The organism is Piscirickettsia litoralis, assembly GCF_001720395.1.
Classification (GTDB): domain Bacteria; phylum Pseudomonadota; class Gammaproteobacteria; order Piscirickettsiales; family Piscirickettsiaceae; genus Piscirickettsia; species Piscirickettsia litoralis.
Window position 1 is genome coordinate 209,680 of record NZ_MDTU01000002.1, and the last position, 2,600, is coordinate 212,279.

Genomic DNA, 2,600 nt, shown 5'->3' on the forward strand with positions numbered 1-2,600 from the left:
CTCCTCTGTGACTCTGCCGCCGACTTCTCTTAAGCCTGTAAACCCTTGAGGCGACGGGAGAGTTTTGGGCTTAGCGTCGATTTTGTTAGGTGTCAGGGCAGTTTTAAACTTAGAGAGAAAAGATGCAGCCATTATATAAAAACCTATTAGAAAATAATTTGATACTTACGATTTCCAATCATATTCAACAGTGCTTTTACTGTTTACATGTTAAGTGGTGGCTATAGAATCCCTGCAAAGGAATTTACACATAATATGGAATTTCAAAGTATAAACATCATTGGAATTTAAAAAATAAACATAGTGGAGCAAATAATGATAAATAAAAAAATTTTTTAATTGGCGCTATTATTGCATTACCCACGGCATTAACCTATGCAGATATGCCAATACCACAACAGACAGGCAAAGGGATCCCAATCTATGCCTGTATTAGTGTATCTAACTCCGAAGATTTTGAATACTTGAAAATCAACAACAGAATAACTGCTGAAGATACAGGGCAAGTTGTTGCTGTTGGTGTTGTAGACAAACATCCAACTCCCAATAATCCATCAGTAACCTATAACCTTGGCTACCAACAAAACGCTGGGTTATCTCAAATATCTGGTAGACTACACTTTTTTAACGACACCGAAGAGCAGTCAGCAGATACATATATATCTAAAAACAATAGCTTTGGTTATAGCAACTGGCTAAAACCTAACTATATTACATGTACATATGCAGGTTCAATTGTAAGAGAAGAAGAAAATAACTCAAGCAGAAATTTTCACTTCCATATGACATTTAATTACCAAGAAAGCCAAAGTTTAATGCGCTCAACATCAACAATACTTCAACTAACAACTAATGATGGTAATATAGCGGCAAAACTCGTGAACCCTTCAGATCATGCATTAATAAAAATAGGTTATCGAACAAAAGGCACTAATAACACACCTGACACTTCGCACGCTCCAACTAATATTCCATACTTCGGATATGTTGCTCCGATACAAAATTCTAAAATGTCTGATTTGACAACAGGCCCTATAAATGTCCCGTATTGGTCTAGTAATAACCCAGGCACAGCAATGTATGTCGTTTATTATCCTGATTAACTTGCCCCCTAATAGGGGTTTGAAGTCATTTTATCTCGGTAAAAAATAGTATCTCGCCCTCCACCATATTGAGTAAATTTGGTGGAAGTGCCGACTTTTTTTACAAATACTCTCGATCAAAATTCCAGTTTTAGACCCTCAAATTTGGCCATTTTTCCCTAAAATCGGGTAAATTCACTACATTCTGGCTTGATAACACTTTTTAGATTGGAGTAAAACGCCTGAAACCCACAGTTATCAACAGGTTCAGGCGCTTTGTAGTTACTTTCGTTAAACGGTGTTATCGAAAGTAACGTACAAAATATGAAATTTATTCCTAACCCGGAGAGGGAGCTGCAGTTGCGATCTTCGCTGAATTATTTTGTTCTTCTTGTTTAGTTAAAAATAAACATGCATCAGCATTCTCCTCCGTAGAGCTTTTCTCTGCTACCTCAGAATTAGCCGCTTCATTCTTTTCAAACCATTCAAGAACTTTTTCTTCGGCATTGCTATACTCTTCACAATACTCTTGGAATCCCGCAAAAAAATTCTGGCTCACATGCTATTTTCACAAAGAAGTCATTAACTCTACTCTGATCATCCTCACTCAGAGTGGAGTTATCATCATTTAGTTTTAGGTACTGACGTATCAAACCTTTATTATTTGCATCAAGTAAAGTATCGATTACATCTTGTTCAAGGTGAGATATATTATTTTCTGCGTATGAAAAATCATAATATTCTGAAAAAATAGCGTTTAATTCTCTAAAGCCTTGCATTGATCAAACCTCTTTCTTAATAAGGAATTAGCAAAAATAATTCTCACCTTATATATAATTCACCCACTCCATAACTGTAATACCACTGAAAATCACTCAAAACCCAAACGGATTCTTCCTATAACTTTTCTCAGCCAAGCCTTTAAAGTTAATCCCGTCTAACTTCGGCAGATCCATGCTATCGATCATTAGCTCAGTAAACGCCCACACCAACGCATCCAATCGATCTGGCGAATCAGGGTCATCAGGAGTCCAGGTACAAAGCTGATCTTCTAGCGTTGGGAAAGCTCCTAGATGATAGCATTTACCTTGTGTATAAAGATTTGCGACAGGTTCCGCACGAATAACCTTACCCCGTGTTGCATGCACTTTTTTATACGGTATATTCTTATCCACAGAACGTAACAGGCTTTCGATTAAATCACCGCCGTTGTTAACCTCACCAACAATCAAATCAGCGTTCCACTTCTTATATAAAGAAACGGCCAACTCACACCACTCGAGCGGTGGCAGCGTATCACTCGCATCTTCAAGCAAATAACCTTTTCCTTCGCGATCAATCGCAGCAACAACTAAACCGCACTCGTCACTCTCTTCTGTGGCCGTGACAGACGGGTCAATGGCAACAACAATGCGCTGAAAGTATTCAGGGCCCTCTTTAATCGTTTGCTGATCTAATCCCTTACGTGTCCATAATGCGCCTGCCGTGTCGTCTAATATCTCAGCTTCTAATTCTTGG

Annotated in this window: 4 protein-coding genes; 1 reads left to right on the plus strand and 3 read right to left on the minus strand. The window is 38.3% G+C overall.

The window, feature by feature from the left end:
• Positions 1-383: 383 nt before the first annotated feature.
• On the plus strand, positions 384-1,103 hold the full coding sequence (locus tag BGC07_RS16030; RefSeq protein ID WP_069314071.1) for a hypothetical protein: 720 nt from the start codon (positions 384-386) through the stop codon (positions 1,101-1,103).
• Between the two features lie 316 nt (positions 1,104-1,419).
• Here the strand turns inward: BGC07_RS16030 and BGC07_RS16035 are convergent, their stop codons facing one another.
• The 3 genes from BGC07_RS16035 to BGC07_RS16045 form a co-directional block, all read right to left on the minus strand.
• Positions 1,420-1,641 (minus strand): hypothetical protein, encoded by a 222-nt coding sequence (locus BGC07_RS16035; RefSeq protein WP_069314072.1) that lies wholly within the window; start codon positions 1,639-1,641, stop codon positions 1,420-1,422.
• Positions 1,601-1,861, minus strand: a complete 261-nt coding sequence (locus BGC07_RS16040) for a hypothetical protein (protein ID WP_069314073.1) — start codon at positions 1,859-1,861, stop codon at positions 1,601-1,603. The genes BGC07_RS16035 and BGC07_RS16040 overlap by 41 nt, the downstream gene beginning before the upstream one ends.
• Positions 1,862-1,957: 96 nt before the next feature.
• Positions 1,958-2,600, minus strand: a 643-nt coding sequence (locus BGC07_RS16045; RefSeq protein WP_162272293.1) for a DNA-packaging protein, incomplete at its 5' end; no start/stop codon positions are given.